The sequence below is a fragment of the Octadecabacter temperatus genome, from assembly GCF_001187845.1.
In the GTDB taxonomy this organism is placed as follows: domain Bacteria; phylum Pseudomonadota; class Alphaproteobacteria; order Rhodobacterales; family Rhodobacteraceae; genus Octadecabacter; species Octadecabacter temperatus.
Genome location: NZ_CP012160.1, coordinates 1215417 through 1237664, shown reverse-complemented (window position 1 = coordinate 1237664; position 22248 = coordinate 1215417). Strand labels below are relative to the sequence as shown.

The 22248-nt window shown below is 55.0% G+C and carries 22 protein-coding genes; 9 read left to right on the top strand and 13 right to left on the bottom strand.

Going from position 1 to position 22248, the window contains the following annotated elements; genetic code table 11:
• Positions 1-68: 68 nt before the first annotated feature.
• Positions 69-1073, bottom strand: a complete 1005-nt coding sequence (locus OSB_RS06300) for a hypothetical protein (protein ID WP_049834186.1) — start codon at positions 1071-1073, stop codon at positions 69-71.
• A gap of 202 nt (positions 1074-1275) precedes the next feature.
• On the opposite strand from OSB_RS06300, the gene infC reads away from it, so the two are divergent.
• Complete coding sequence (gene infC / locus OSB_RS06295) at positions 1276-1824, top strand: translation initiation factor IF-3 (protein WP_074202200.1); 549 nt, start codon at positions 1276-1278, stop codon at positions 1822-1824.
• Between the two features lie 80 nt (positions 1825-1904).
• Here infC and OSB_RS06290 read toward each other — a convergent pair whose 3' ends face one another.
• Both OSB_RS06290 and OSB_RS06285 read right to left on the bottom strand, forming a co-directional pair.
• Positions 1905-2870: an XdhC family protein gene (locus OSB_RS06290; RefSeq protein WP_049834185.1), complete on the bottom strand. Its 966-nt coding sequence runs from the start codon at positions 2868-2870 to the stop codon at positions 1905-1907.
• A complete protein-coding gene (locus OSB_RS06285) occupies positions 2867-4144 on the bottom strand; it encodes a LysM peptidoglycan-binding domain-containing protein (RefSeq protein ID WP_234967355.1) in 1278 nt (425 codons plus the stop codon). The genes OSB_RS06290 and OSB_RS06285 overlap by 4 nt, the downstream gene beginning before the upstream one ends.
• 94 nt (positions 4145-4238) lie before the next feature.
• On the opposite strand from OSB_RS06285, the gene OSB_RS06280 reads away from it, so the two are divergent.
• On the top strand, positions 4239-4793 hold the full coding sequence (locus OSB_RS06280; protein ID WP_049834183.1) for an LOG family protein: 555 nt from the start codon (positions 4239-4241) through the stop codon (positions 4791-4793).
• Positions 4794-4802: 9 nt separating this feature from the next.
• On the opposite strand, the gene OSB_RS06275 is transcribed toward OSB_RS06280, so the two are convergent.
• Together OSB_RS06275 and OSB_RS06270 are read right to left on the bottom strand one after the other, a co-directional pair.
• The gene (locus OSB_RS06275) at positions 4803-5963 is read right to left on the bottom strand and encodes an AGE family epimerase/isomerase (protein ID WP_049834182.1); all 1161 of its coding nucleotides are present in this window, start codon (positions 5961-5963) and stop codon (positions 4803-4805) included.
• Positions 5964-6059: 96 nt separating this feature from the next.
• Entirely contained in the window at positions 6060-6659 is a 600-nt protein-coding gene (locus OSB_RS06270; protein ID WP_049834181.1) for a superoxide dismutase, read from the bottom strand.
• 237 nt (positions 6660-6896) lie between these two features.
• Here OSB_RS06270 and OSB_RS16850 point away from each other — a divergent pair, with 237 nt between their 5' ends.
• The 3 genes from OSB_RS16850 to OSB_RS06255 are packed head-to-tail and all read left to right on the top strand — an operon-like array spanning position 6897 to position 11310.
• A complete protein-coding gene (locus tag OSB_RS16850; protein WP_234967354.1) occupies positions 6897-9494 on the top strand; it encodes a glycosyltransferase family 2 protein in 2598 nt (865 codons plus the stop codon).
• Complete coding sequence (locus tag OSB_RS06260; RefSeq protein ID WP_049834180.1) at positions 9491-10501, top strand: glycosyltransferase family 2 protein; 1011 nt, start codon at positions 9491-9493, stop codon at positions 10499-10501. The genes OSB_RS16850 and OSB_RS06260 overlap by 4 nt, the downstream gene beginning before the upstream one ends.
• Entirely contained in the window at positions 10498-11310 is an 813-nt protein-coding gene (locus OSB_RS06255; protein ID WP_049834179.1) for a sulfotransferase domain-containing protein, read from the top strand. The genes OSB_RS06260 and OSB_RS06255 overlap by 4 nt, the downstream gene beginning before the upstream one ends.
• Here OSB_RS06255 and OSB_RS06250 read toward each other — a convergent pair.
• From OSB_RS06250 to OSB_RS06230, 5 genes are all read right to left on the bottom strand, one after another.
• Positions 11307-12311 (bottom strand): glycosyltransferase family 2 protein, encoded by a 1005-nt coding sequence (locus tag OSB_RS06250; RefSeq protein WP_143831218.1) that lies wholly within the window; start codon positions 12309-12311, stop codon positions 11307-11309. The genes OSB_RS06255 and OSB_RS06250 overlap by 4 nt on opposite strands.
• Before the next feature lie 105 nt (positions 12312-12416).
• A complete protein-coding gene (locus OSB_RS06245) occupies positions 12417-12947 on the bottom strand; it encodes a sarcosine oxidase subunit gamma (RefSeq protein WP_082166426.1) in 531 nt (176 codons plus the stop codon).
• Positions 12940-15948, bottom strand: coding sequence for a sarcosine oxidase subunit alpha family protein (locus tag OSB_RS06240; RefSeq protein WP_049834176.1), 3009 nt, complete (start codon positions 15946-15948; stop codon positions 12940-12942). The genes OSB_RS06245 and OSB_RS06240 overlap by 8 nt, the downstream gene beginning before the upstream one ends.
• Positions 15945-16286 (bottom strand): sarcosine oxidase subunit delta, encoded by a 342-nt coding sequence (locus OSB_RS06235; protein WP_049834175.1) that lies wholly within the window; start codon positions 16284-16286, stop codon positions 15945-15947. The genes OSB_RS06240 and OSB_RS06235 overlap by 4 nt, the downstream gene beginning before the upstream one ends.
• A 129-nt stretch (positions 16287-16415) precedes the next feature.
• Positions 16416-16655, bottom strand: a complete 240-nt coding sequence (locus OSB_RS06230) for a hypothetical protein (protein ID WP_049834174.1) — start codon at positions 16653-16655, stop codon at positions 16416-16418.
• A gap of 39 nt (positions 16656-16694) precedes the next feature.
• Here OSB_RS06230 and OSB_RS16910 point away from each other — a divergent pair, with 39 nt between their 5' ends.
• Positions 16695-16817, top strand: coding sequence for a hypothetical protein (locus OSB_RS16910; RefSeq protein WP_268794151.1), 123 nt, complete (start codon positions 16695-16697; stop codon positions 16815-16817).
• A gap of 82 nt (positions 16818-16899) precedes the next feature.
• Here OSB_RS16910 and OSB_RS06225 read toward each other — a convergent pair whose 3' ends face one another.
• Positions 16900-17409 carry a hypothetical protein gene (locus OSB_RS06225; RefSeq protein ID WP_049834173.1) on the bottom strand — a complete coding sequence of 170 codons (510 nt, stop codon included), beginning with the start codon at positions 17407-17409 and terminating at the stop codon, positions 16900-16902.
• The gene (locus tag OSB_RS06220) at positions 17409-18653 is read right to left on the bottom strand and encodes a sarcosine oxidase subunit beta family protein (protein WP_049834172.1); all 1245 of its coding nucleotides are present in this window, start codon (positions 18651-18653) and stop codon (positions 17409-17411) included. Before OSB_RS06220 ends, OSB_RS06225 begins: the two co-directional genes overlap by 1 nt.
• A gap of 170 nt (positions 18654-18823) precedes the next feature.
• Between OSB_RS06220 and ccmI the strand changes: the two genes are divergently transcribed.
• Genes ccmI through OSB_RS06205 form a run of 3 tightly spaced genes read left to right on the top strand, consistent with a single transcriptional unit; the run spans position 18824 to position 20756 of the window.
• On the top strand, positions 18824-20047 hold the full coding sequence (gene ccmI / locus OSB_RS06215) for a c-type cytochrome biogenesis protein CcmI (RefSeq protein WP_049834171.1): 1224 nt from the start codon (positions 18824-18826) through the stop codon (positions 20045-20047).
• Positions 20044-20520: a Holliday junction resolvase RuvX gene (ruvX, locus tag OSB_RS06210; RefSeq protein ID WP_049834170.1), complete on the top strand. Its 477-nt coding sequence runs from the start codon at positions 20044-20046 to the stop codon at positions 20518-20520. Before ccmI ends, ruvX begins: the two co-directional genes overlap by 4 nt.
• Complete coding sequence (locus tag OSB_RS06205; protein ID WP_049834169.1) at positions 20517-20756, top strand: DUF1289 domain-containing protein; 240 nt, start codon at positions 20517-20519, stop codon at positions 20754-20756. The genes ruvX and OSB_RS06205 overlap by 4 nt, the downstream gene beginning before the upstream one ends.
• Before the next feature lie 662 nt (positions 20757-21418).
• Here the strand turns inward: OSB_RS06205 and OSB_RS06190 are convergent.
• Positions 21419-22237: a sulfite exporter TauE/SafE family protein gene (locus OSB_RS06190; protein WP_143831216.1), complete on the bottom strand. Its 819-nt coding sequence runs from the start codon at positions 22235-22237 to the stop codon at positions 21419-21421.
• Positions 22238-22248 lie beyond the last annotated feature (11 nt).

Here is a 22248-nt window from a genome sequence, read left to right as displayed (position 1 = left end):
CACTTGTTACAGAATGCAAAAAGGGCCGCTCGATTGAGCGGCCCTTTTCGTTTGGTATGCCGTTTGGCTTACATGCCAAGCGCTGTTTTGATCGCAGCAAGTACGTCAGTCAGCTTGGATGGGTCAGCCGCAGCTTCTGCAACCTGTGCAGCCAGCTGTGTCTTAGCAATCGCGCCAAGGTCGGAAGACTGAACCAGTTCCAGAACCTGACCAGCGTCGAAACCTTCTGGTGTCAGAAGTGTCGCGATGTCGGGTGTTGCTGCTGTTGCTGCTTCAGTTGCTGCTTCTGCAGTGTCAGCAGCAGCATCAGTCGCGCCTTCTGCAACGTCGGATACTGCGTCTGTTGTTGCTTCAACTGCGTCGGATGCTACGTCTGCTGCGCCTTCGGCAACGTCGGATACTGCATCAGTTGTTGCTTCAACTGCATCAGACGCCATGTCTGTCGCGCCTTCTGCAACGTCAGATACTGCATCTGTTGTTGCTTCAACTGCATCAGACGCCATGTCTGTCGCGCCTTCGGCAACGTCGGATACCGCATCAGTTGTTGCTTCAACTGCGTCGGATGCTACGTCTGCTGCGCCTTCAGCTACGTCGGAAACCGCATCAGTTGTTGCTTCAACCGCGTCGGACGCCATGTCTGCAGCACCTTCGGCTACGTCGGAAACCGCATCAGTTGTTGCTTCAACAGCGTCAGACGCCATGTCTGTCGCGCCTTCGGCTACGTCGGAAACTGCGTCAGTAGTTGCTTCAACCGCGTCGGACGCCATGTCTGCAGCGCCTTCGGCAACGTCGGAAACCGCATCAGTTGTTGCTTCAACCGCGTCGGACGCCATGTCTGCAGCACCTTCGGCAACGTCGGAAACCGCATCAGTTGTTGCTTCAACTGCGTCAGACGCCATGTCTGTCGCGCCTTCAACAACGTCACCAGCCATGTCTGCAGCGCCGGTCGCTGCGTCGCCAGCCATTTCAGCAGCGCCCGTGAATACTTGCATCGGGTTTTTGCCATTGGCGCCCCACTGGTAACCAAAGTAACCAAGTACGGCGATAACGATAATTGCAATCGTGCCTCTCATGTGTCTCGTCCTTTAAAAATACATGGCCCCAACTGGACCTCGGGCGGACGTATGCCATGCTGCTTGTGCAAAGAAAAGCGGGAAGCGATACCCTATCTTCCCCGTTTCACCCAATTACGAATTCGCGTTTTGCGCCTTGAAGTGCTGGCGTGGCAGGTTTACGTTCTGCGCTTGAACGACAAACAATCTAAGGAAAAGTCCAATAGCCCGCAGACCTCATAATGCGCCTCCACAGCGCGACACCGGCCCCCGCGTAAATGACCGCATTCGCGCACCCGAAATCCGTCTCATCGGAGCGGATGGCGAAAACGCCGGCGTCGTAACGCCTGAGCGCGCGATGCAAATGGCAGATGATGCCGGCCTCGACTTGGTTGAGATCTCTCCGAACGCATCGCCGCCCGTGTGTAAGATCATGGACTTCGGCAAGTTCAAGTATGAGACGCAGAAACGCGAGGCCGAAGCCCGCAAGAAGCAAAAGATCATCGAGATCAAAGAGGTTAAGTTCCGCCCGAACACGGACACCAATGACTACGACGTCAAAATGCGCAACGTTTTCAAATTTCTGGACAACGGCGACAAAGTAAAGATTACTTTGCGGTTCCGTGGTCGCGAAATGGCGCACCAGAACCTTGGCCGCGAGCTGCTGGAGCGTGTTGCTGAAGACACCAAAGAGCACGGCAAGATTGAGAACTTCCCGAAGATGGAAGGCCGCCAGATGGTCATGATCATCGGGCCATTGCCGCAAAAATAAGTCGCTCGCGACATTCTAATTTGAAAGCGCGGCACTTAATTGTGCGGCGCTTTTTCGTTTAAAGGCAGCCGGTTAACGCCCTACCCTTGGCGTAACGCCTGCGTCACTTGCGCGATAATGCTGACGGCAATTTCCGCAACCGAACGCCCGCCAATGTCCAAGCCAACTGGCGCATTGATCCGCTCAAGTTCATCGCTAAAACCTGCGTCATTCAACCGTGTCACCCGCTTCGCATGGGTGCGCGTGGACCCCAAGCACCCAAGGTAAAATACATCCGAGCGCAGCGCGGTCATGATCGCGGGGTCGTCCAGTTTCGGATCATGGGTTAGTGTGACAACTGCCGTGCGTGCATCAAGGCCCAGTTGCTCAAGTGCTGCATCGGGCCATTCTTCTATGATCGTTACATCCGGAAACCGCGCAGGTGATGCAAAACTTGTGCGTGGATCCACCAAAGTAACGTCATACCCACAAGCCCGCGCCATGGGCGCTAAGTGTTGGGCAATATGTACGCCACCAACGATGATCATGCGCAAAGGCGGGTTGTGAACGGCGACGAACGTCTGGCCGTCCTCTTCCACGCCGGACCGGTCCAAGCGAAACCGGTCTGGGTAAGAACCACAACCGACCAATGACCGTGCTTCCCCGTGCAGATCAGCGACATAGGCTATGGATTCGCTGGCTTCGCGCGTCGCGACCAATTTGGTCAAAACATCGACGGGCAACGCCCCACCGACAGGCTCAACCAGTACGCGTATGCGACCACCGCAGGCCAAACCGACGGCAAAGGCCTCATCATCACTGACGCCAAAATCCAAAAGCCGCTGTTTTCCGTCATTCAGGGCGTCCATCGCCTCAACGATAACCGCGCCTTCAACGCAGCCTCCTGAAACGGACCCCTCCATATGCCCGTCGGCGCGAATGGCCAGTTGGCTGCCCGCGGGCCTTGGTGCGGATCCCCATGTCTCAACGACAGTTGCAAGGACCGCGCCTTGCCCACTTAGATGCCAATCAAGGGCCAGTTTTGGAAGCCCGCCTAGATCGTTCAATTTGAACTCTCGGCATCGTCTTCAGGAACCATAAACACCTGCCCCGGATAGATCAGGTCAGGGTCGCGGATGCGGTCGCGGTTGGCCTCGAACACTTTAAAATACAAAACGCCCGATCCATATCGTTCCTCAGCAATCGCCCAGAGCGTCGCCCCAGGTTGAACCGTGCGCGTTGCAACTGTGAATTCAGGATTTGCGACATCTTCGGCCATCGCTTCGATCACATCGGCTGGGTCTTCACGCAGGAACGGGGTTTCAATGCGGCTGACAACATCGCCCTCAACGTCGACCTCATCGATTCGCAGCGTGTACACGCCCGTATCAACATCCGGCAAATCGCCACGCCATGTCCCGTTGGCATCAATGGGTAAGCGGCTAACGGGAGCGTTGTTCACGTAAACCTGCACATACCCGCCCTCCCCGATAGCGCGGCCGCGCAGGATCACATCGCCTTCTAAATCATAGGTGATCGTATCAAGTGCAACGTTGGACATCACCTCGGGCGGCGTGTCCGCGGCAACCGGAGCCTGAACAACATCCACGCCTTCAGGTGTAATGGCGATGATCGCGGGTGTCGCTGGGCTGGCTGGGGCGGTTGTTTCAGCGACCTCTGGTTCCTCGGGCGCCTCAAGAGCGTCTGGTGCTTCAGCAACTTCAAGTGCTTCAGTTTCCTCAGGCGTTTCAACTTCCTCAGCTACTTCAGTTTCCTCCGGTATTTCAACATTCTCAGGTTCTTCGGCTTCTTCGGCGGTTTCATCAACTTCGGTGACTTCTGGAATGACCTCTTCCACAGCAGCAACAACAACCGGCGCAGGATTTGCGGCCAACACGAACGTTCGGTCTGCTTCAACGCTATCACCGTCAGGGTTGCTAACGACTGTCATTGTACGCGGGCTGTCGGAATGGCCCACAAAACCGACAAACGAAAACGCACCATCCGCGCCGGACATCACCCGTTCAACTTCGACACCATCAATCATCACAGCGACTGCGGTGTTTGGCTGCCCCGTGCCAGAGACCACAAAGCCGCCATCAGGTTCAAACCGCAAATCGGTCAACAGCAACGGTGGAACGGGTACCGGCTCAGCGACCGGTGCTGTTTCCTCAACAGTTTCAGCGGGTTGCGCAACAACGACCACCTCTTGAGCGGCAGGTTCAGCAACTGCCTCAGGCACGCTATCCGCGTCTTGCGGCAACGGGCGCAAGTAAATCGCCGCGCCAATTGCGACAGCAACCACGGCGCCGCCGCCGATCATTTGGTATTTCGTCTGCACGTTTCGCTCCCCAACAGTTGGCAGACTGTAGCAACGAGACTATCACGGGTCAAAACCTGCTTTAGTGCAGCCAATAACGATGATCGGAGCCAACATGTCCCCTACCTTTTCAGTCTGCGTCTATTGTGGGTCTCGTGATGGAACGGACCCAGCTTATGCGCAGGCCGCCACCGATTGCGGGACAATGCTCGCCAAGAACGGTTGGCGATTGGTTTACGGTGCGGGCGATGTCGGATTGATGGGTCGTGTCGCACGTGCGGCCCAGATCGGCGGCGGTGATACGTTCGGCGTTATCCCTCAGCACTTAATGGATTGGGAAGTGGGCAAAACCGACCTCACGACCTTTATCGTGACTGAAACCATGCATGAACGTAAAAAAGTCATGCTGATGAACGCCAATGCAGTCGTCGTTCTACCGGGTGGCGCCGGAAGCCTTGATGAACTGTTCGAAGCCCTCACATGGCGACAGCTTGAATTGCATGACAAACCCGTCTTTGTGATCAATACCAATGGGTACTGGGATCCGCTCCTGACAATGATCGATCACATGATCGACAATGGATTCGCAGACGCAAGCCTGCGTGGATATGTTGAAGTGGTGTCGGATATTGGCGCGCTGGAAACCGCGCTGTCAAAACACGTGGCTTAGGCACGAGGCTTAGGTCTGGGGTATTTCCCATAGACCTGCCTTGGCCCCTTCGGTCATTGCAATGACGATGTGGTACATCAGGCGGGTTAGCCCTTCGCCCCAAATGACGGTGCCATTCGCATCAAGCTGGTTGATGAAGAAACGATACTCAGTGAACCAGCGCTCGAACATCAGGCACATCAGATGTTGCGCCTGTTCACCTGCCGCTGGGTCGCCCGCACGATGACGGGATGAGAGGATCTTGATCGCTTCGGTCTGTGGCCACATTAGGAAACTGTTTTCAACAACTGCCCCCTGCGCGGACACCGCATCATAAACCGCACCGCTAAACAGGCCATTACGCGCAAACCCATGCTGGTTGGTGAATGCAATCAAACGCGCAGCGGCGGTTTTTGGGGCGTCGATCTGCGCAAGCTCGGCCTCCTCAAGCAATAACCACGCCCATTCGCATTGATGCCCGACTTCGCGGCGCTGTCCGTTCGCCCCCTGCAATGGCTTCAGGTCTGGCGTCAAGAACTCAGCGATTGTTCCGCTGTCCTCATCCATGAAGTGCTTCAACCCAATTTCGCGCAATCCAGCGGCGCGTGATAACCAAACCGCGTCTTGCGTCATTTGGAACCCCTGAAGGCAGGCTTCATAAAGGTGCATATGTGGGTTTTGCGCGGGTCCTGTATCTGCACCGCTATCATCATTGCGCAAAAGACCCGTGGCTGGGTCCGTTAGATCAGACTGTAGCGCAGCCCAACAATCTTCGATCAGAACAGCATTTTCAGCGGACGGAACAATCTTGTTCCACGTCACAAAGCCCAGAATGATAAAGGTCTGGTCGTAGCTGCGTGCGAAACTATCCTCAGGGGCGTCGCTCGGTTGCCCGTCCCGTGTCATTTTGGCGCGGTACAAGCCTTTCGATTTTTCAAAACTGCGCACAATGTCGGCCTGCTTGCGGGCAGCGTCAATGAAGACCGGATTGCCCGTCGCCAATGCGGCATGGGCAAACGTGAAAAGACTGCGCGCCTGCGCAAGAACGGTTTTGCCAGACGAGAGATCAGACGCACCGTCTAGATCGAGAAAATCAAAGACCCCGCCTTGATCGTCCTGAACAACCGAAAGCCAATCGGCAAAGAACGTGTCCCAAAACCAGTTCGACCAATACTGTGCGTCTTTTGTCATCGTCTAAGTCCATCGTTTCGCTGCCTGGCAACCGGCACCCCGATTGAAAAAGGCCCACCAAACTGGCGGGCCTTTCTTATGTCTGGGTTGGGTTGATCACATGCGGGATGCGACGTTTTCCCAGTTCACAAGGTTGTCGAGGAAGTTTGTAAGGTACTTCGGGCGCGCGTTGCGGAAATCGATGTAGTAGGAGTGCTCCCATACGTCGCAACCAAGCAGTGCAGTCTGGCCGAAGCACAATGGGTTCACGCCGTTTTCTGTCTTGGTCACAGCCAAGGAACCGTCAGCGTTCTTCACAAGCCATGCCCAACCGGAACCGAACTGGCCTGCACCTGCTGCGGAGAACTGTGATTTAAATTCGTCAACAGAGCCGAAGCTCTCTTTGATGGCGGCTTCGAGCTCGGACGGCATTGCGCCAGAGTTCGGGCCCATCATTTCCCAGAACTGGTTGTGGTTCCAAAGCTGAGAGATGTTGTTGAAGATGCCGTTCTGCGCAGTTGCAGATGCATCGTATGTACCCGTGATGATGTCTTCGAGGGATTTACCAGCCCACTCAGTGCCCTCAATCAGCTTGTTGCCGTTGGTGACGTATGCGTTGTGGTGCATGTCGTGGTGGAATTCCATTGTTTCAGCGGACATGCCGTGTGCTGCAAGTGCGTCGTGGGCATATGGAAGATCAGGAAGTTCAAAAGCCATTAGGTAACCTCATTGTTGGATTTACAATTCTCTAACACGTAACAAAGCCTTCAGGCCCCTAAGGTCAAGTCGCTTTGCATCAAAATGGTCGCAATTGGCATTGTTTCCCCCCTCGCAACAGTGGACTTGGGGCCTCAGGTCGTTATGGTGCGTTAACGCCAAAATAACTGGCAACCGCGCGAGAACGCGAAATAAAAGCAGGTAAAACGTGAACAACGCACAGCTGGGCCGCATCTGATGGCTAAACACCAGTATACAATTTTGTCGATGATGAAGGATGAAGGCCACTCGCTCGTTGAATGGGTCGCCTACCACAAGCACATCGGCTTCGATAACATCTGCGTTTACACAAACAACTGCGGCGACGGCACGGATGAGATGCTTATTCGCCTGCAAGAGCTTGGTTGGGTCCAGCACTTCCGCAATGACGTCCCAGAAGGCAAAAAACCCCAACCGAACGCCTTGGCCTTGGCGTCGGCAAATCCCGAAATTACAGACTCTGACTGGGTTCTCACAATGGACGCAGACGAGTTTGTGTCCATCAAGTGCGGCGACGGCATGATCTCTGATGTGATGGACCGCCTGCCCCCACAAACGGATGCCCTTGCGATCACATGGCGGTTTTTCGGCTCGTCCGAAGTGACGCCATGGAATCCTGGACTGGTCACCGAGACATACACAAAAGGCGCACCAGACAGGTTCCGCAAAGGCTGGGGCGTTAAGTCCATGTTCAAGCCGCGCGAGCACATCAAGTTTGGCATTCACCGCCCCACCAACAAACCTGGAAAGATCGAACAACTTGGCGAAGACGCCGATATTCTGAAGCACTGGGTCAATGGATCCGGCCAGCCAATGCCCGAAAGCTTTCAGCAAAAAGGCTGGCGTTCTACGGGTCGCACGCTGGGCTACGGGCTGATCGAACTGAACCACTATGCCGTCAAAAGCTACGAGGCTTATTTGTTGCGCCGTTTGCGCGGTAACGTAAACAACAAAGAAGACAAGTATAACGCCGGTTATTTCGCGATCTTTGACCGCAACGAAGAAGAACATCTGAATGTGCAGCGCCACAGCAAAGCGTTACATGAAACGATTGCCGAAATCCTCGCTGATCCAATCATGCGTGAACTACAAGACAAGGCGCTGGACTTTCATGCGTCTCGCGTAGAACGCCTTCGCAGCCTTGGTGAATATGATCCATGGATCGTCGAGCTGAAAAAGGCGAGTGCCGTTGAAATTACGGGTTTGGATGAAGTTTTGTTCACCCAACACTTGCCCAAGGTCTGGCAGGAAAAAATCAAAGAGATGCAGGCCAGCGGTATTGACGACGCGACGATCGCAAAAATGGTCGCCCGCTCTGTCGGTATTAAGGCCGAGGAAGACGCGCGCAACGAAGATGTCTTTGATGCTGCTCGACCGACCCAAAAGGGCGACAATCGACCTGTGTCGCGTGAAAAAGAGAAAGAAAAGGCACCCAAACTCAACGCGAAGGTCAACCCAGAATCTGCGGCCCCCAAATACCGCACGACCATCCTTTCGATGATGAAAGACGAAGGTCATAGCCTTGTCGAATGGGTCGCCTATCACAAGCACATCGGCTTCGAAAATATCTGTGTCTACACCAACAACTGTAATGACGGCACCGACAAGATGTTGATGCGATTGCAGGAATTGGGACACGTTCAACATTTCCGAAATGACGTACCCGAAGGCAAACGCCCCCAGATGAACGCGCTGTCCCTTGCGGGTCGCAATCCTGAGGTGATGCTGAGCGAATGGGTTTTGGTGATGGATGCCGACGAGTTCCTGACCGTTAAGACCGGCGAAGGGAAAATTGACGACCTGCTGGATGTGATGAACCCAGATGCGCAGGCAATGGCCATTACGTGGCGCTTTTTCGGGTCGTCTGGTGTTACAGATTGGAACCCCGGCCTTGTGATCGAAAACTACAGCCATGCGGCTGACGACGGATTTCGCAAAGGTTGGGGGGTTAAGACCCTCTTCAAACCCTACGCGGATATTAAACTCGGAATTCACCGCCCCTCGATCCGCAAGTTGAACCACCGCCCAGAGAACGCCAAAGCATTGCTCGATCAGCTTTGGGTCAACGGGTCTGGCGATCCATTACCAGATGAATTCTCTTTGTCGGGTTGGCGTTCTACTCGGCCCACGATTGGGTATGACATTGCTGAAATGAACCACTACGCGGTTAAAAGCTACGAGGCCTATTTGCTGCGTCGTGTGCGTGGCAATGTGAACAACAAAGAAGACAAGTATAACGCCGCCTATTTCGCCTATTTTGACCGGAATGAATCCACACCCGGATCCATTGACCGCCACATCCCTACGGTCCAAAAAATGGTCGACGACATTCTAAGCGACCCACAAATGCGCCAACTGCAAGACGAAGCATTGGATTATCATGCTGGCCGCGTGAATATGCTGCGTGACAACGGTGAATATGATCATTGGCTTTCAGAACTGAAAGAAGCCTCTACGATTGATGTGGATGCGCTGAAAGAGTCGGTGATCTTTACACAGCACTTGCCCAAGTCCGCACAGGCCGAAGTAACACGCCTGAAAGAAGCCGGCGTCGCCGATGATGACATTCGCGCATTTATCACGTCGCTGCGCACCGCATCCAAAGGCGCCAGCCGCAGCAACCTCATCGCGCAAGCGAAAGGGGAAGCGGTTGCCGATGACAAAACACCGAGCGAGGACGACACAGACGCCCGCACAAGCGCTGCAGAAGCGACCGCATCTGCAGATGCGCTCATCGCAGCCCTCTCAAAAAAAAAGTCTCGAAAAGACCTAAACCAGAAAGCAGCAAACCAATGACGATTGCTCCTGATGCGGGCCGAAAGGTCCTTGTGTCGACAATGAAGAATGAAGGCCCCTACCTTTTGGAATGGCTGGCCTATCATAAGTCCATTGGAATCACAGATTTCTGCATCTTTTCAAATGATTGCACGGATGGCACCAACTTAATCTTGAACCGTTTGGACCAGATGGGAGTTGTTAAACATTTCGACAACCCCCTTGGCCCCAAAATGGACCCACAACGCCGAGCCTATTCGCGCGCCAATCAAATTGACTGGGTCAAGGCTGCGGATTGGGTCCTCATTGTCGACGCTGATGAGTTCCTCAACATCCATGTTGGAGACCGCTCAATCGACGCGCTGATTGAGGCATGCGGCGCCCCTGACGCCATTTCAATCAACTGGCGTTTGATGGGCAGCCAAGGGCAATCCAAAATGTCGGATGAGCTGGTAACAGAACGCTACACACGCGGATCTAGCTTCGATGACCCCGAGAACGGCCTTGTCTGGGGCTTCAAAACACTATTCCGCCCAGGCAAGTTCGACTATTTCGCTGTCCACCGCCCAAGGTTTGAAAAAGACGTTGAGCTTGTACCAGGCATGGTCAAATGGACCAATGCAGCGGGCAAACCGATGGGTGACCAATACCTTGAAAAAGGTTGGCGCGGGAACAGCGAAAACGTTTCCAACGAGTTTGCACAGGTTAACCACTACGCGATTAAATCCCGCGAAGATTTCCTTCTTAAGCGTCTGCGTGGCACTGCGAACTCCAAGAACAAAGACCGTATCGACATGGAGTATTGGGACAAATACGACATCAACACCTGTGAGGACACGACGATCCGCACAGACGGTATTCGCCCCATTATTGATGAGTGGATGAAAGACGATGACCTTGCGGCGCTAACCCGTGCCTGCGCGGATTGCTCCCAACGTGTGCTCGATTACCAACTGACAGAGCCGGATTTCCGCACGTTCATCGACACGGGCCATTTCGGAAAGCCGAAAGACGCAAAAAAAAAGTGATAAATCCGGCTGAGATCGGCCCTGCGCGGTTCTTATGTGTCGGAACCCATCACAAAACGGGCACCGTTTGGCTGCGCCGTGTTCTGCACGAGATAAAGCGCGATCAGGACATCCCCCTGATGCAATGCCACGACGCGGAAAAGATTAGTTTGGCAGCCGAAACTGGCCCGCAGATTATAGTGAATTGGGAAAGCACCTTTCCCAACGAACTGCACGCCCTGCCCCATGCCCGTTTCATTCACATGATCCGCGATCCGCGTGATGTGCTGTTGTCGGGAATGCGCTATCACCGCAAAGCCCCACTTGGACGAGAGAAATTCCTTGCTAACCCGAGCGATGATCTGGGTGGCAAAAACTACCAAGACCACCTGAACGCTCTGCCCAATGACCTTGAGCGATGGCAGTTTGAAATGCGCAACAAGCATGCCGAGACTGTCGCTGAGATGTTGGCATGGGATTATAGCGGCAACGCGGTTGGTGATGTGCGCTATGAAGATCTGATCGTTGATGTGAACTGCGTGAAAATTCGTGAAATCCTTGAAGAATTCGCGATTGAGGGCCTCGATATCGACAAAGCCGTGCAGGCCTATTGGCAGCACAGCCTGTTCGGTGGCGTGAACGAAGCATCCGAACTTGGCAAACAGCATGCACGCCACATTACCTCCGGTTCCGTGGCGCAATGGAAAACTCAAATGCCGCGCGCGCTGGCGGAAATCTATGTCGAGGAATACGGTGATGCGCTCATCAGTTTGGGCTATGCTGACGATAAGAACTGGGTGAAAGACTGCCCCGTTTCGGTAAAGTCCTAGCCCGCCAAACCTGGTTTCTTGCGTTGCTGCTTACGAATTCGGTTGTATAGCCCGCTCATGTTTTCGTCTTTCTTCAACTCAACAAGTCGGTTTTTGTGAATCTCAACCGCGCGTTGGTGCAGATCGTTCAACTCTGGGTCTTTGCGCAGCTCGGCCACGGCGTCTTGCACCCGTTCGGACCATCGTTGAATGCGCGTGTCATGCACGTCGTTGTTGTTGTAACGGCGCCAGTATTTGAAATCTGCGCTGCGGTCCGCGTGGTTTGCGTTGCCGCGGTCCGCTTGCAGCAGAAAGCTTTCCGCAGATTTGACAACGTAATGGTTCAACTGCACCAAATCGTAGCCAAAATCGGGTGCTTCAAGGAATTTCACGTCGTTCAGCAAACGCGACGCATCAAGTGGCGCGCCACTGCCATTCACATATTTTACACCGCCCAGATCCTCCTTGCGCACGTTCGGAGAGTGATTGGCGAAATTGCTCGCGTTTGCCGACTTATGCGTGAGGGACTTGGTGCCGCGGCGCGACACACCACGATGGTATTCACCTTCATAGGCCCAAGCATATTCGAACTGGTCAATAAGCAAACGATCTTCATAGGTGTCTAAACCGCCAGACCCGAAGTTAAGCTGATTGAATGTAATGACGTTCGCGCCATTCACGGCATCAAACAACGCCTGCAATGTTCCGTCACCTGCATTAACACAAATAAACTCGTCCACATCGAAACTTGCCACCCAATCGGACCGTTTCAGGCGTGTAAACGTGTTGATGTATCGAATAACTTGCCAATGATGGTGCGTGCTCTTGGTAAACATTGTCGGGTTGGCAAAATGGCGCAATTTGCCCAACTCATCCAGCCGCTCCAGCATCAAATCGGTGCCATCAGTGCAATCGTTTGAAAACACTAGAAAATCATTAAAACCAATCAAGCTGTGATAGGCATACCATTCCAGAATGAACGGCGCTTCGTCCTTCATTGGCGTGATTGATGTAATGCGCATGGCCTGCCCTGACTTTTGTTCGTTTTTCAGAGTTTCGCACGACACCGCAGCGGACAAAAGGTAGCGCCACACAAATGCACAAGTTGCTGCAAAATGCGCACGCCTTTAGGCGAAAAAGCCGGTCTTGTCTCCGGTGGTCGCTGCGCGGGTCAGTACCCCGTGCGCATAATCCGCGACCGAGCGGAAACAAACCACGTCAAGGCCACCCTCATGCATCCAGAACGCCGCCGCAATCTGCGCTAAGCGCGTGCGGCGTGCTTGGCCGACGCCAAAGCTGTCAGGGTGCAAATCAACAGGGCAAAGCCGCGCCAGCACATCGCGTGCGCCGTCTCCGGAAACCGTAAACACCGCCCGTGCGTCCGAAACATCCACAGTCAAGAAGTGCGTCTTGACGAGCGCTTTGTTGAGCCCCTCGATTGACGTGCCAACGCTGTCATAGGGAACGATCAACAACAGCTCATCCGGGGACATCCACGCAACACCCTGTGTCCCGTCGCCCAAAAACTGTCCAGACACAGGCATCTTTTGCCCTGTGGCAGCTTTGACCGCTTTCTTTATCTTTGCGCTGCCCAGATCACCGCGCAAGGTAATCATGCCGCGTGCATCTGCGCGCGTTACTACTGCTATATTAGACATTTTGTTTCTCCCCAGCTGGGTCATAGAAAACCGGATCAACGATCTTTGCTTGAACTTCCGTGCCGTCAGTTTTGGGGAAGGTAATCACCTCGCCCATCCGGTCCGGCCCGTTGTGCACAAGCCCCATCGCGATCCCGCGCTCAAGGTTGGCGCTGTAATAGGTTGATGTAATGCGCCCCTGCACGTTGCGTTGGCCATTGGCGTTCTCGCCCTCCGCAACAGCATAAGCACCATCAGGAATGACGGACCCATCCGTGCTTTCCAGCCCCACAAGTTTCCAGCGATCAGGATCAACCATATGGCTGCGCAGCTGGCCGCGTTTGCCCAAGAAGTCTTCTTTCTTCTTGGAAATCGCCCAGTTCAGCCCAAGGTCTTGCGGGATGACCGTGCCATCCGTCTCGTCCCCGATCATAATAAAGCCCTTCTCGGCGCGCAGCACGTGCAGGCCTTCGGTGCCGTATGGCATCAGGCCGAATTCCTGCCCTGCCTCATACAAGGTCTTCCAGAATGCTTCGCCTTCACTGGCTTTCACCGCGATCTCGTAAGACAACTCGCCCGAGAACGAGATGCGATAGGCACGACAATCAAACCCGCCGATTTCACCATCGCGCCATTGCATGAACGGCAGAGCCTCTGCCGATACATCCATGCCGCCCAGCTTTTCCAACAGCTTACGGGCATTGGGGCCGACCACAGCGATTTGCGCGTATTGTTCCGTGATGTTGGCGACGTAAACGTCCCAATCCCACCATTCTGTCTGCAGCCACTCTTCCATATGCGCATGAATACTGTCCGCGCCGCCCGTGGTCGTGTGGCAAAGCCAGCGATCCTCAGCGATGCGCGCAACCACACCATCATCTGACAGGAAGCCCTGCTCACCGCACATCAAACCGTAGCGGCATTTCCCGACAGCCAAATTGGACATCATGTTGGTGTACATCATGTCGAGGAACTTGCCCGCATCGGGGCCGGAAACCACGAGCTTCCCTAGGGTTGACGCATCCAACAGACCAAGGTTCTCACGGGTGTTCTTCACCTCACGGTTCACCGCATCCTCAATGCTTTCACCGTCTCGCTGATAGGTGTAAACGCGACGCCATTGGCCGACAGGTTCCCAGTAGGCACCGTTGTCGTCGTTCCACTCATGGATCGGCGTTTTGCGCAACGGTTGGAATAGCTCGCCTGACGCTTCGCCGCCAATGGAACCCAGTGAAATCGGGGTATACGGCGGGCGGAATGTTGTTGTTCCCGTCGCCGGAATAGCCTGCCCAAGTGCGTCAGAAAGGACCGCCAAACCGTTGATGTTACTTAGTTTACCTTGATCCGTCGCCATACCCAAAGTCGTATACCGCTTGGTGTGTTCAACGCTTTCATAACCTTCCTGCGCGGCCAGCTGAACGTCAGAAACTTTCACGTCGTTCTGATAATCTAACCACATCTTTGAGCGCAGCTTATACCCCGCACCCTGCGGCATGATCCAAACCGCCGCCATCGGAGCCTCATCTGGCGCGTCACCTTTCGGGGCTTTGCCAACCTTGCCGGTCGCCCCAGCCAATGCCGCTGCCTGAGCGCCTGCTTCATGGCCGTTGACAAGGCAATCGCGGGTGCTCATGGCGCCGTGGGCGATCCCTGCTGTGGTCACGAACCCTGTGCCATCAGCCCCCAGTGGTGGGCGCGCGGGATCAGGACGGAAATGACTTTGCGCCTCGTCCCAGATCAGCTTGCCGCCGCAATGGGACCATAGGTGCACCACGGGCGACCAACCACCTGACATGGCCACGGCGTCGCATTCAATCTCTTCCAGCGCGCCGCCTTCTCCGGCCTGCGCACAGATTTCAACACCGGAGACCTGTTTGCCACCTTTAACCTTTGAAATACCTTTGCCGTGCAGCACGCGAATGCCCAGCGCCTCGGCCTCCAGCGCCAAAGGCCCCGCTGCCATCCGCGCATCGATGATCGCAGGGACATCAAGGCCTGCGTCCACCATTGCAATCGCGGTGCGATAAGCGTCGTCATTGTTCGTCACGACAACGGTGCGATCCCCAACAGACGCGCCGTAGTTCACCACGTAATCACGCACCGCAGACGCCAACATGACCCCCGGAATGTCATTTCCAGCGAACGACAGCGGGCGTTCAATCGCACCTGTCGCGGTCACAATCTGCTTCGTGCGAACGCGCCACAAACGATGACGCGGGCCGTCTTTTCCGCTTAGGTGGTCTGTCAGACGCTCATACGCCAAGGCATAACCGTGGTCATAAACACCCGCCCCCATGCAACGTGCAACAACGGTAACATTCGACATATTTTCAAGATCTTGCAGAGCGTTCTTTAACCACGCATCGGCATCCAAACCGTCAATCTGCGCACCATCAACTGGCGCACGACCGCCCCAATGGGCCGTCTGTTCAACCAGCAACACGCGCGCGCCAGCACGTCCAGCAGCCAAAGCTGCGGACAGACCCGCAATGCCGCCACCAACGACCATAACGTCCACATGGGCGTAAAAATGTTCGTAGATATCTGCATCGCGATCTTTGGGCGCCTTGCCCAATCCAGCGGCATGGCGAATGATCGGCTCATAGACATGCTTCCACAATGGGCGCGGATGGATGAACATTTTGTAATAGAAGCCAGCCGGCATAAAGCGTCCCAGCTTGGCGTTCACAGCCCCCACATCGAATTCAAGGCTCGGCCAATGGTTCTGTGAGCTCGCCTCAAGCCCGTCAAACAGGTCCTGCGTTGTGACCCTTTGGTTGGGCTCAAAATGCCCGTCCTTGCCAAGGTTCACCAAGCCGTTGGGTTCTTCCGCACCGGATGCCACAATGCCACGCGGACGGTGGTATTTGAACGAACGCCCCACCAGCATCTGGTCATTGGCGATCAGTGCAGACGCCAGCGTGTCGCCTTCAAACCCATGCATGTTCTTGCCATTAAACGTAAAGCTGACAGGCGTGTCGCGGTTGATCAGCCGCCCTGCAGTGTTCAGACGTGTGCTCATGTCGATGCCCCCCCGAATTCACGCCATGTCCAGTCAGGGCGCTTCTCTTTTATCTTTGCAACCAATTCCTTAGGCGGCGCGAGGGTTTGTGCGGAATACGTGCCAAACACCTCAAGCGTCGTCGTGCAGCGCGCGGCGTGGAACCACTTGCCGCAGCCATAACGGTGCTGCCAGCGTTCCAGATGCACACCCTTGGGGTTTTCGCGCACGAACAAGTAGCCTTCGAACTCTTCATCAGACGCCTCAGGTCCGAACCGTTTCAGGTGCGCTTCGCCCCCTGCGTGCAGCTCGGTCTCATCAGCGTTTACGCCGCAATATGGGCATTCAAGGATCAGCATGGGCGGACCTCCGTAGCGGAGGCAGCAATGCCCCCAAGTTCAAAGTGAAGGGGCAAGTTTAGGGCGGACACGGCTTTTGGGGCGGGGATTGCGCCCCGCCCTGTAAGACTTAGCCGTGAGTGGTGGTCGTTATTGCGTTGGCGCGGGTGTTGCGTCGGCAGCAGGTGCTGGCACTTCAGACGCGGGCGCAATGGCGCTTGGGTCTTGCTCAAGCGGCACGGCAGCCCCCCCGAAGACAGCGTAAAGCACGACGAGCACGATGACGGTGCCAACGAGGATAAGCCCCAAGCCCCCCGTGCCCGAGCCCGTGTTATGCGGAATGCGGTGCGACCGGTCTGGCGCAGGTTTCGAGAAGTCGTAGTCAGCCATTTCAAGTCCTCCTGTTTCTGGCGTTTTGGGCCCCCCAGAATGGAAGACGCCGACAAAATGTCCCGAAAGCGCGAAGCGCGGCAGGGTATTTTGGCGACAGTCATGTCCCGAAACGCCTTTGGTGAGGACACAATGGCGGAAATTGGGCGCGTTGGAATATGAGCGGAAAACGCCGGACGATTTGGGCGAGAGGTGGCCGGATTGGCGGGTTTGGGTCGGCTGGAAGATGCCTGATAGACTGAGATCAATAGCATACTTGCCACCCGTTTCCGTGCGCCCAACAATGAAACAGGTCACCGTAGCCCCACTGTAAAGTTCCAACGATCAACAACGCTATTTCCGCAATCGACAAATTCCTCAGAAACCGTGCCACTTGCGGCAACAATTCCAATCCGTTCTCAACTTCTTCTTTCACACTAAGAACTTCGTTGATCTTGGCTTTTTCCTCGGTTGCCAACTCAGCTTCGCTTAGTTCCGAAACGCTCTGTTCCAGATCGCGAATGCTCTCGGCGGCCGCCTGTAATCTCTCAAGTTTATCAGAGTCCACGCTCTTTCTTAATGTGGTTAACTCTTTGTTCGTAAGCGCAAACGCGAAAACTGTAAAAGCAACAATCACCGATCCGAACCTCTGAAAATCAGTTGCTGAATCCCCCAGTGCTGCCTTTGCAAACGACCAGCCCATGAAGCCACAAATCGGGAGTAAAACCAAAGCAAACCCTATACGCCTGCCGCTCAGGCCCTTGAGCCACTCCATCAATGCGCGACCCCCGCCGCTACACTCTCATCAATGAACTTCCCTTCCCTAAACCGGTACATGGAAAACTCATCCGTCAACGGTGACGCGCCCTTGGCCATCAGTTCTGCCATCGCAAAGCCGGACCCTGGGATGGCCTTAAAGCCCCCCGTGCCCCAGCCGCAGTTCACAAAGACGCCCTCAATCGGGGTTTTCGATAGAATGGGCGAGCGATCCCCCGTCACATCAACAATCCCGCCCCATTGGCGCAGCATTTTCAGGCGCGACAGGATTGGGAAGGTTTCATTGAGCGCCCGCACGGTTTCCTCAACATGGTGGAACGACCCGCGCTGGGTGTAGTTGTTAAATCCGTCCGTGCCGCCGCCAATCACCATTTCGCCCTTATCGGACTGGGACAGATAGCCATGCACAGTGTTGGCCATCACGACAATATCCATACACGGCTTGATCGGCTCACTCACAAGCGCCTGCAACGCCACAGATTCCATCGGCAGTCTAAAGCCCGCCATATCCGCCAAATGCGACGCGTGACCTGCAACAACCATCCCCAGCTTATCGCAATCAATCGCACCTTTGGTCGTATCGACACCGACGACCTTGCCACCCTCGGTGCGCACATTCGTGACTTCGCATTGCTGGATGATGTCCATGCCCATATCAGAACAGGCCCGCGCATAGCCCCATGCAACCGCATCGTGACGCGCTGTGCCGCCCCGTGCCTGCCACAGACCACCCAGAACCGGATAACGCGGCCCCTCAATATTCATGATCGGGCAGAGTTCCTTCACCCGTGCAGGGTTAATCCATTCTGTCGTGACGCCCTGCAACGCATTGGCGTGCGCTGTGCGCTGATAACCGCGAACCTCATGGTGGGTTTGGGCCAGCATGATCACACCGCGTGGGCTAAACATGACGTTGTAGTTCAGGTCTTGGCTCATCGTTTCGTACAAGGACCGAGACTTCTCATAGATCGCCGCAGACGGGTCTTGCAGGTAGTTGGAGCGGATGATGGTCGTGTTGCGCCCTGTGTTACCGCCGCCAAGCCAGCCTTTTTCGATGATCGCCACATTGGTGATGCCGTAGTGCTTGCCCAAGTGCCACGCCGTCGCCAGCCCATGTCCACCGGCACCAACGATAATGGCGTCGTATTTCTTCTTTGGTGTAGGGCTGCGCCAATGGCGTTCCCATCCTGAATGGTAACGTGTGGCTTCACGGGCAATGGCAAAAGCGGAAAAGCGGCGCATGTCGGTCCCCTGGACGTTAAATCATCTACTTATTCTTCTGGGCCGTATGGAGAAAAAGAGGATACTCGCAGCGGCATAAAGACATCAGTTTGCGACACGCGCCCTTTGGCCGCAACACTTCACGCGATTGTCCCTTTTTTCGGACGCGCCAAACGACTACATCTTGCGGTATGAACAGCGAATTTATCATTTTCGGGCTGACGTGTGCGGTACTCGGTGTGCTGGCAGTTGGCGCAGTGCTCACCCCGCTTTGGCGCGGGCGCGCCGCTCAGGCCGCCAAAGACACAGACATCAACATTTACCGCGACCAGTTGCTGGAAGTTGAGCGAGACTTGGCGCGTGGCGTATTGGATGAGGCTGAGGCCGAGCGTACACGTACCGAAATCTCACGTCGTTTGCTGACAGCAGACACAAATGCGCGCGCCGATGCCACAGGCGCTCCACAAAAGATGAGCCGTGCGGTTGCGTTTACTTTGGCCGCGGCATTACTGACCGGCACTGGTTTGCTGTACTGGGAACTTGGTGCTGCAGGTTACGGCGATGTTCCACGCGCTGAACGCATTGCGATTGCCGAAGAACGCCGCGCCAACCGCCCTTCCCAGCTTGAGGCAGAGGCCGAAAGTCCCGAATTTGACTCGATCTCATTGGCTGAACCTGAGACCGCTGAAATTCTGCAAGCTTTGCGCGCGGCGGCGTTTGAACGTCCGGATGCTGTGCAAGGATGGGCTTACCTCGCGCAGGTTGAGGCCAGTATCGGAAATATGCAGCGCGCTGCCCGTGCGCAGGAACGCACCATCGCCCTTTTGGGGGATACCGTCACTGAGGCTGACTACGTACGCCTCCTCGACTTTCTGGTGATCGGCACGCAGGGCTATGTGTCGCCTGAGGCAGAAACAATCACTGTGCGTATTCTGCAAAACAACCCTGAAAGCACCCCTGCGCTGTATTATGCGGGTCTGCTTTACGCGCAGAACGACCGCCCTGATCGCGCCTTTAACTTCTGGCGCAATGTGGTGGAAAACGGCGACAAAGATACGATGTATTGGAATTTCGCCGCTGGCCAGATTTCCGACGTCGCTGCGCAATTGGGTATGGACTACGCCCTGCCCGATCAACGCGGTCCAACCAACGCCGACCTTGAAGCGGCCGAAGACCTGAGCCCGGAAGAGCGCCAGCAAATGATCCAAGGCATGGTTGGTCAGTTGGCAGATCGCCTCGCATCCGAGGGCGGCCCACCACAAGACTGGGCGCGTCTCGTCTCATCCCTTGCGATACTCGGCGAAGATGAAACTGCATTAACGGTATTTAATGAGGCCGAGGCAATTTTCGGCGCTGACATCCAAGCTGTTCAAATCGTACGTCGCGCAGCACAAGATGCAGGCCTGACCGAATGATCTTCGAAGACGTCACAGAATTTGCTGGCGCCCTACCCAGCTTTGCGCCCCTTGTTGGCCTCGATCTTGGGACCAAGACCATTGGCGTTGCTGTGTCTGATGCGATGCTGACGATCGCCTCTCCACTTGAAACCATCAAACGTACGAAGTTTCAGGCTGATGCCACGCGCCTGTTTGAAATCACAGCGCATCGCAATGTGGCGGGCATTGTGCTTGGCTTGCCGCGCAATATGGACGGCTCTGAAGGGCCGCGCGCGCAATCCACTCGCGCCTTTGCCCGCAATCTTGCCCGCCTAACCGAGCTGCCGATCACCTACTGGGACGAACGCCTGTCTTCCGTGGCCGCTGATCGTGCCATGCTTGAGGCCGACCTATCGCGTAAACGCCGTGCCGAACGCATCGACAACGTCGCCGCTGGGATCATTCTGCAAGGCCTGCTAGATCGCCTCGGCCATTTGCGGACCGCGTCATGACCGACGACACAGATGACATCTGGAAGCGCGCCGAGATCGAAAGCCCCTGCATCAAGATTTGCGTGATCCATCCAGAATCGCGCCTGTGCACCGGCTGCTTACGCTCAATCGATGAAATCGGTGCATGGTCCAGCTTGTCTGGCGATGCGCGCAAGGCGGTTATGGACGACCTGTCCAACCGCACAAAGCTAATCACCAAACGTCGCGGTGGCCGTGCGGCACGCCTTAAGGGATGAATATCTGCATTGAGCCCAATGTTGCCAATGCTATGTCATGCACGGATGTATGCTATCAATGCGTTATTGAGCCGAATCCTCTTTATATTATTGGTCTGTCTAGGGGTGGTTAGGTATGCTGTGGCGTTTGCGGGGGAACTTAAGATGTATGACTTTTGGCGCGCAAAAAGAAAACGAATAACAATGTTCTTTTGGATCACGGTATTAATGTTCGCTACTGCCATCGCAATTCCATACACATCTTTTCCTGAGAAACACTGGCTTATCAGAAAGCTCTTCTTAGTGTTTGGTTGGCCCATTTTTCTTACACATGAGTGGTTTGACTATAAGAGGCGTAAGTGATGAGCCTTTTTGAAAAGAAGGGCATCTCTTGTTCAAGATCACATAGAGAAGAACGCCCTAAGCCAAACCAACATCGAAGAAAAACGTAAGAAAAGAAGCACGAAAAATGACACGCCAAGTAAACCGAGGACCACCATGGTGCTGGTCTTTGGGTCTCCCGCTTGTAATAAGTCGCCAAAAAAGCAAAGCCAAACAAAGCAAGCAACGCAAACAAGGGCCAAGACATTTTTTAATTTAACCATGGAAACTGCTAGAGCACGACTCGCCAAAAAGTTCAATCAAGCGGACGGCAGCTTTGTCCGCAAAGTGGACCTTAGCACCTAACCCAACAGAACCTTACGTAGCATGTTCAGCGCAACCAGTATCAGGAAGAACCCGAACACCCGCTTCAGCGGTTTCGGGTCCATGCGGTGCGCCAGTGCCGCACCCCAAGGCGCTGTGATGAGCGTCATGCATACAACCACACCGAACGCACCGAAGTTCACCGCCCCCACGGTTAACGGTGGAGCGACCTCAATATCGGCAAACAGGAAGCCAATAACTGCGGGCAGTGCGATAATCACGCCGTAGCCGGACGCTGTTGCCACAGCACGGTGGATCGGTACGCCGAACAACGTCATTGTTGGCACCCCAAAGCTGCCGCCGCCAATCCCCATCAACACAGATAGAAACCCGATTACCGGTGATCCAATCGCGCGGAACGCACCCTTCGGCATCCCCTCACCCAGCCGCCAGTCCGATTTCCCAAACGCCATATACAAGCCGATGCAAATTCCCAAACCACCAAACAGCGCCTGCAAAACAACGGATCGTAATTGCGTCGCCACGGCCACGCCGATGATCGCGCCAATGACAATGCCCAAACCCCAGCCACGCAGAATGTCCCATTCCACCGCACCCTTTTTGTTGTGCGAATTCAGAGACCTTAGTGACGTAACGATGATCGTCGCCAAGGAGGTCGCCAAACAAATTTGCATCAATTGCGGGCTGTCATAGCCAAGCGCCGAAAACGCATAAAAGAACGCGGGCACCAGCACGATGCCCCCTCCAACGCCCAATAATCCCGCCAAAACGCCAGCAAACGCACCAATCACCATAAGCAATCCGACAAGCGGTAAAAGTACAGACATTTCAGGCATAGTAAGCTCCA

Excerpts from the sequence above, each read along its gene's own strand:
- ccmI (WP_049834171.1), top strand. The coding sequence starts at position 18,824 with ATGAACAGCGAATTTATCATTTTCGGGCTGACGTGTGCGGTACTCGGT.
- OSB_RS06230 (WP_049834174.1), bottom strand. The coding sequence starts at position 16,655 with ATGGCTGACTACGACTTCTCGAAACCTGCGCCAGACCGGTCGCACCGC.
- OSB_RS06235 (WP_049834175.1), bottom strand. The coding sequence starts at position 16,286 with ATGCTGATCCTTGAATGCCCATATTGCGGCGTAAACGCTGATGAGACC.
- OSB_RS06300 (WP_049834186.1), bottom strand. The coding sequence starts at position 1,073 with ATGAGAGGCACGATTGCAATTATCGTTATCGCCGTACTTGGTTACTTT.
- OSB_RS06280 (WP_049834183.1), top strand. The coding sequence starts at position 4,239 with ATGTCCCCTACCTTTTCAGTCTGCGTCTATTGTGGGTCTCGTGATGGA.
- OSB_RS06270 (WP_049834181.1), bottom strand. The coding sequence starts at position 6,659 with ATGGCTTTTGAACTTCCTGATCTTCCATATGCCCACGACGCACTTGCA.
- ruvX (WP_049834170.1), top strand. The coding sequence starts at position 20,044 with ATGATCTTCGAAGACGTCACAGAATTTGCTGGCGCCCTACCCAGCTTT.
- OSB_RS16910 (WP_268794151.1), top strand. The coding sequence starts at position 16,695 with ATGGAAGACGCCGACAAAATGTCCCGAAAGCGCGAAGCGCGGCAGGGT.
- OSB_RS06260 (WP_049834180.1), top strand. The coding sequence starts at position 9,491 with ATGACGATTGCTCCTGATGCGGGCCGAAAGGTCCTTGTGTCGACAATG.
- OSB_RS06205 (WP_049834169.1), top strand. The coding sequence starts at position 20,517 with ATGACCGACGACACAGATGACATCTGGAAGCGCGCCGAGATCGAAAGC.
- OSB_RS06250 (WP_143831218.1), bottom strand. The coding sequence starts at position 12,311 with ATGCGCATTACATCAATCACGCCAATGAAGGACGAAGCGCCGTTCATT.
- OSB_RS06240 (WP_049834176.1), bottom strand. The coding sequence starts at position 15,948 with ATGAGCACACGTCTGAACACTGCAGGGCGGCTGATCAACCGCGACACG.
- OSB_RS16850 (WP_234967354.1), top strand. The coding sequence starts at position 6,897 with ATGGCTAAACACCAGTATACAATTTTGTCGATGATGAAGGATGAAGGC.
- OSB_RS06220 (WP_049834172.1), bottom strand. The coding sequence starts at position 18,653 with ATGCGCCGCTTTTCCGCTTTTGCCATTGCCCGTGAAGCCACACGTTAC.
- OSB_RS06190 (WP_143831216.1), bottom strand. The coding sequence starts at position 22,237 with ATGCCTGAAATGTCTGTACTTTTACCGCTTGTCGGATTGCTTATGGTG.
- OSB_RS06225 (WP_049834173.1), bottom strand. The coding sequence starts at position 17,409 with ATGGAGTGGCTCAAGGGCCTGAGCGGCAGGCGTATAGGGTTTGCTTTG.
- OSB_RS06245 (WP_082166426.1), bottom strand. The coding sequence starts at position 12,947 with ATGTCTAATATAGCAGTAGTAACGCGCGCAGATGCACGCGGCATGATT.
- OSB_RS06275 (WP_049834182.1), bottom strand. The coding sequence starts at position 5,963 with ATGACAAAAGACGCACAGTATTGGTCGAACTGGTTTTGGGACACGTTC.